Here is a 2798-nt window from a genome sequence, read left to right as displayed (position 1 = left end):
GCCCACCCCCGGCGCCGACCGCCTGGCCGTCACGTACTGCGACTACACGCGAGGCCGCCACACCGACGAAGCCGTCCCCATGACGCTGGCCGAGGCCCGCGGCGTCCTCCTCGAACTCACGCCCTGGCCCGACAACTTCGCCGTCTTCGCGGGCCGCTCCGACGGCGTCGTCCAGGTGATGTGGGAGGCCGGCCCGCGCCTGTGGCTGGAATGCCCGGACCCCGCCGCCCGCCGCTCCCACGGCCGCCACGTGACCGTGGCCGAGGCAGAAGACCTCATGTCCGTCCTCGCCACCGAAGACCGCGTGGCCCTGGACCTCCTACCCGGCCACACCACCGAGAACTGGGACGCATAACGCCCGGCGGTCCGCAGAATTCACCGGTCTTCCCGAGAACCCTTTGACTTTTTACCCCGCTCACATCAACGGAATAATCTTTCCGGTTCAAGATGATCGAGGAATTGGTTGCCGCACGGCGCGGCAAAGCAATGCGAAACGGGGGAATGGGATGAGGCGGACTATCGCGGCCTCGGTCGGCACAGGCGTCGTGCTGGCAGGGCTGGTCACCATCGCGCCCGCCGGCCAGGCGGCACAGGCCGGACGGACCCACGTCGTACGGCCGGGTCAGTCGATCCAAGCGGCCGTCAACCGGGCCAGACCGGGCGACACCATCCGGCTCAAGGCCGGCCACTACGACGGCGGCGTCCTGATCCGCAAACGCCTCACGATCCGCGGCGAGGGCAACAGGACGATCGTCCGTCCCGGCGGCCGCGACCACTGCGCGAAGGCCAAGGTGCCCGGCATGGGGTTCTGCGTCGTCGGCTGGAGGAAGCGCCCGGTCAGGGGCGTGACGATCCAGCAGCTGGTCGTCCGGAACTTCAGGGGCACCGGCGTGTTCGGCACCTACACCGACCGCCTGACGGTCCAGGCCGTCCTGGCCAAGCGGAACGGCGAGTACGGCATCGCCGAATACAACTCGACCCGCGGCCGGTTCGTCTGGAACTGGGCGCTCGACAACCGCGAGGACGCCGGCCTCTACGTCGGCGACACCGCCAACGCCTACGGCACCGAGATCGCCTGGAACCATTCCTCCGGCAACACGCTCGGGGTCCTGGTCCGGCACGCCCGCCACATCAAGGTCCACCACAATTCCATCACGAACAACTGCACCGGAATCGCCCTCGTCGATGACAGCCAGGCGACGGGACAGGGCCACACCCAGGTGTGGAAGAACTACGTCTCGATGAACAACATGGTCTGCGAGGCGCACGGACCCGTCCCGGCGCTCAGCGGCACCGGAATCCTGTTCTTCGGCGGCGACCACAACGAGATCGTCAAGAACACCGTGCACCGGAACCGCGGGAACCTGCGCTACTCCGGCGGGATCGTCCTCTTCCGCGGCGTCCCGCCGCGCAACCGGCCCGCCCACCACAACCTGATCAAGGCCAACAACGTCCGCGGCAACCTGCCGTACGACCTGGTCAACAAGAGCGGCAGCACCACCAACCGCTTCCGCGACAACACCTGCGGAACCTCCAACCCGAACGGCCTCTGCTGAGAGAGGACCACGAAACCCCTGTCCCCGCCCGCCGGGGACAGGGGTTTCACATGGAGACCGATGAGTTCGGCGCACGGCCCTGGTCCACACATAGAGACCGCAAGCCGTGAGACTCGGAGGAGCCCATGACCGCGAAGGCACTACCGCCCGTCGTCGACACCGAGACCTGGCAGCGCCACCTCGACGAGCTGCGCGTCCGGGAGAAGGCGGCGACCCGCGAACTCGACGCGATCGCCGCCCAGCGCCGCCGTCTGCCGATGGTCGAGATGCCCGAGTACACCCTCGAAGGCGAGGAAGGCCCGGTCAGCCTGGCCGAGATCTTCGACGGCAGATCCCAGCTCATCGTCTACAACCACATGTGGTTCCCGGACGAGAAGTGGCAGTGCCCGGGCTGCACGGGCCTCACGTCACAATTCACACGCCTGGAATTCCTGGAGCCCTACGACGCCAGGTTCGTCATCGTCACCCAGGGCCCGATCGACGAGGCCCTCGCGTACAAACAGCGGGTCGGCAACAAGATGACCTGGTACTCCACCGCGAACAGCCCCTTCGGCACCGACGTGGACGCACCTCCCGGCGGCGGCTTCGCCGTCAACGTCTTCCTCCGCGACGGCGACACCGTCTACCGCACCTGGCACACCAACGGCCGAGGCACCGAACAACTCAGCCACACCTTCCCCCTGATCGACCTACTCCCCTACGGCCGCCAGGAGGAATGGCAGGACTCCCCCGAAAACTGGCCCCAATCCCCCACTTACACCCGCTGGCCCACCTCCGAACAAATAGCCGCCCACTACGGCCCAACCCCCTAACCCATCGCCGACCTGCCCGCGCCTTCCCAAGACCGACCGCACGCTCATGCCGAGACCCGGCCTGGGTCGGATTGCCGTGTGCTTGAGCCCGGACGATCCGGAGTCGCTGGCGATCGCAGCATGTGCACTGATACCACTCCCGATGAAGAGCGGGATCGCTGCGCTCAATTCGGTTCCGCGCCCATACCGCGCTCCACAAGACGCACGCGAAGCGAGCCAGTTATCCCGACCAATAACGGCACAGCAGCACACCCCGGCCCTCCGGTGACCACCGCCGGCTCAGGATCCCTGGCCACTCAGTTAGCCACTCACAAGATCAAAGGCCATGGTCCGCGGCGGCGGACCATGGCCTTTGACCTGGGTGGGCGCGGACGGGTTCGAACCGCCGACTCCTCGCTTGTAAGGCGAGTGCTCTACCCCTGAGCTACGC

General features: G+C 67.2%; 2 protein-coding genes, 1 tRNA gene and 1 pseudogene. 3 read left to right on the top strand and 1 reads right to left on the bottom strand.

The window, feature by feature from the left end; all coding sequences use genetic code 11:
* From ETD83_RS43335 to ETD83_RS40990, 3 genes and pseudogenes are all read left to right on the top strand, one after another.
* Positions 1-355: pseudogene (locus tag ETD83_RS43335) on the top strand (DUF6891 domain-containing protein); the annotation flags it as partial.
* 151 nt (positions 356-506) lie between these two features.
* Positions 507-1556 carry a right-handed parallel beta-helix repeat-containing protein gene (locus tag ETD83_RS40995; RefSeq protein ID WP_138650631.1) on the top strand — a complete coding sequence of 350 codons (1050 nt, stop codon included), beginning with the start codon at positions 507-509 and terminating at the stop codon, positions 1554-1556.
* Positions 1557-1681: 125 nt separating this feature from the next.
* Positions 1682-2368, top strand: coding sequence for a DUF899 domain-containing protein (locus ETD83_RS40990; RefSeq protein ID WP_138650630.1), 687 nt, complete (start codon positions 1682-1684; stop codon positions 2366-2368).
* Between the two features lie 362 nt (positions 2369-2730).
* Here the strand turns inward: ETD83_RS40990 and ETD83_RS40985 are convergent.
* Positions 2731-2798, bottom strand: a tRNA-Val gene (locus tag ETD83_RS40985).

Origin of the sequence: Actinomadura soli (genome assembly GCF_005889715.1) — a bacterium.
Classification (GTDB): domain Bacteria; phylum Actinomycetota; class Actinomycetes; order Streptosporangiales; family Streptosporangiaceae; genus Spirillospora; species Spirillospora soli.
The sequence above is the reverse complement of the archived record's forward strand: the minus strand, read 5'-3'. Positions and strand labels throughout refer to the sequence as shown.